A 2422-nucleotide genomic window follows, 5' to 3' on the forward strand; every position below is an offset into this window, starting at 1 on the left:
ATGCGCTTCTTGGGAATCAGCTCGGCATAGCCAAACCCGATCTTCGCGTGGGGATTGAGCAGATCACAGGTCGTCAGAAAGCCATCGGTAGCCTTGAGAATATCGCCGTCGCGGCGCATGCTCTGGCCCCAGAGCAGCAGCGGCTGAAGCAGTCGGCTCCCCACGCGCGACGGTGCCAGCACCGTGTGGGCCTCGGTCGCCTCAAACTCACGGGTTTTACGATTAAAGCCGATACGCTCCGCAAAGAACGTCTCCTGCCCCGTCTCCATCTTCACATTCGACTCGAAGGTAATATAGTCACGCTTCTCGTCGTAGGTAGCGCGGTCGCAGGTGACGATGTAGCCGTCGTAGACCAGCCGCACATTACCGGTAAACAGTGTGCCTTCCGCAGTCGCTTCCAGGCGATCTGCTGTGGGGAAAATATCTTTACTACGGGACTGGCCGCTCTCGCCGGGCGGGGGGCCTGCGGGAGTCTCGCGAGGGGCCAGCAAGCTCCCTCGTGGTGATTGCTGTGCTGGTTGGGCGCGTGGGGGTTGACGGGGCGGCTGGTAGAGGAAAAACGGCATACCTGCTCAGACTGCCCGCAGGCTACTCCCCTTCACTTGACTCTGGCGTCGGGGTGGGATCGTGGTCTTCGTGGGCGATCTGCGCCGTCTCCGGTGTCGGCTGGGCGAGCTTGGGGAACAGTCGAAAGAGCATAACTTGGACACTGCCCGCAGCGGGGTAAGCCAGCAGCATTCCCCAGAGTCCAAAAAGCGAGGCTCCCACCAGCAGCGCAAACATCGCCACAATCGGGTTGACTCCCACGCCACTGCCCACAATGCGCGGGGTAATCACATTGTCAAACGTGAAATTGAGCACCGCCAGCAAGATCACCCCTGCGATGATCGCCGGAACACCCGCACCATTCACCAAAGCGACAATCACAGAAGTTGCCGCCGCACCCAGAAAACCGACGTAGGGCACGATATAGAGTGCGCCGCTAACAATCCCGATGAGCAGCGCCGAGGCGAGCATACCCGGTGCAACGGTCAGAGAGAGTCCCGCAAAAAGTAAGGTTGCGACCGCCATGTACGCCAGACTCACCTGCATCATCCCCCGCAGGTAGTTACTAAACACCTCACCCACATCACTCGTTACCCCGACAAAGTGTATCCGCAAGCGGGTAGGGAGCAGAAAGATCAGCCGCCGCCGCAGCCGTCCCAGATCCATCAGTAAGAAAAATGTCAGCAGCGGGATCAGAATCACATTGAGGAGCCCGGAGAACGAGCCAATCACTGTGGAGAGTAGCTTGGGGCCGAGCTGTTTGGCCGCCTCGGTCATCTGAGTGGAGTACTGCTTGACATAGGCATCAATGGAAGGCGGGAGCGTGAGCGGCCCGAGCTTACGATGGTTTGTCAGCCAGTCATTAACACTTGCCTGAAGCAGAGCCAGGCCATCCTCATTGACCCACTTAACAAGTTTCTCTATCTGCTCCTGCATGCTGGGAACGACCAGAATAATCAGGGCGGTGAAGCTGAGCAGAAAGAGGACAAAGACCAGCGCCACTGCGGGAGCACGCTTGCCTTTCGTGAATCCGACATGCTTCTGGAACTTATTTACTACGGGATCACAAAGAAGCGCGATCACCAGAGCGGCCACAAAAGGCGTGCTGACAGCGGTCGCGGCGAGCAAAAACCGATAGCCCAGAAAGAGCCCTAGAGCTGCAAGAGCAACCCCTAGGGCTCCGAAGAGTCCGCTCAGAAACGCCTCACGTCGTGCCATAAGAAGTATCAGGCGTCCAGCTGCGCCATGAGTTCCTCGCGCTTCTCTGAGTAGGCGGCTTTACCGGCCTCCACAGAGTGTGCCAGATTCTCTTTAGTCTGTGCGGCCAGCTCCTTGCTGCGGGTCACCAGATCGCTGGTGGCCTCTTGCAAGCGATCCATGGCCTCCTCAGTCTTGTCCTTGAGGTCTTCACGCAGTTCTGCACCCGGTTTGGGGGCAAAGAGCAGGCCCAGGATTCCTCCCACAGCCAGCCCAATCACCACACCGGTCGCGATATTAGTAAAGACGTGTCCGTCGTTCTCTTCTTCCATAACTATTGAATCGTTCCTCCGCCCAGCACCTGATCGGCCTGTGCGCCCACTCCGTAGAACACAGCAGCCTGTCCGGGCGCGACGGCACGGAGCGGCTCATCGAACTCCACCCGCACGGTTTCATCGGACTGGCGAACCAGCCGGGCCGGGCGCGAGGGCATATTGTAGCGTATCTTCACTTCGCAAGACACAGGCTCGCCCACCGGCGGCGGCGCAAGCGCGACCCAGTTCAGATCCTCGACCGAGCAGCCCTCGGCCAGTAGCTCTTCGTCCGTGCCGACCACCACCGTGTTGGTCTGCGCCTCGACCCGCAAAACATAGAGCGGGAGAGGGGAGCCGACATTGAT

At 59.2% G+C, this 2422-nt stretch carries 3 protein-coding genes and 1 pseudogene; all 4 read right to left on the bottom strand.

From position 1 onward, the window contains the following. Window positions 1-566, bottom strand: a pseudogene (locus tag ACH2EH_RS00960) (hypothetical protein); the annotation flags it as partial. A 22-nt stretch (window positions 567-588) separates the two neighbouring features. Further along, the gene (locus tag ACH2EH_RS00965; RefSeq protein ID WP_395137911.1) at window positions 589-1764 is read right to left on the bottom strand and encodes an AI-2E family transporter; all 1176 of its coding nucleotides are present in this window, start codon (window positions 1762-1764) and stop codon (window positions 589-591) included. A gap of 8 nt (window positions 1765-1772) precedes the next feature. After that, window positions 1773-2075, bottom strand: a complete 303-nt coding sequence (locus tag ACH2EH_RS00970) for a YtxH domain-containing protein (protein ID WP_309686390.1) — start codon at window positions 2073-2075, stop codon at window positions 1773-1775. A 2-nt stretch (window positions 2076-2077) separates the two neighbouring features. Then, window positions 2078-2422, bottom strand: a 345-nt coding sequence (locus tag ACH2EH_RS00975) for an aminomethyltransferase beta-barrel domain-containing protein (protein ID WP_395137913.1), incomplete at its 5' end; no start/stop codon positions are given.

Source organism: Armatimonas sp., from assembly GCF_043760365.1.
Classification (GTDB): Bacteria; Armatimonadota; Armatimonadia; order Armatimonadales; family Armatimonadaceae; genus Armatimonas.

Excerpts from the sequence above, each read along its gene's own strand:
- ACH2EH_RS00970 (WP_309686390.1), bottom strand. The coding sequence starts at position 2,075 with ATGGAAGAAGAGAACGACGGACACGTCTTTACTAATATCGCGACCGGT.
- ACH2EH_RS00965 (WP_395137911.1), bottom strand. The coding sequence starts at position 1,764 with ATGGCACGACGTGAGGCGTTTCTGAGCGGACTCTTCGGAGCCCTAGGG.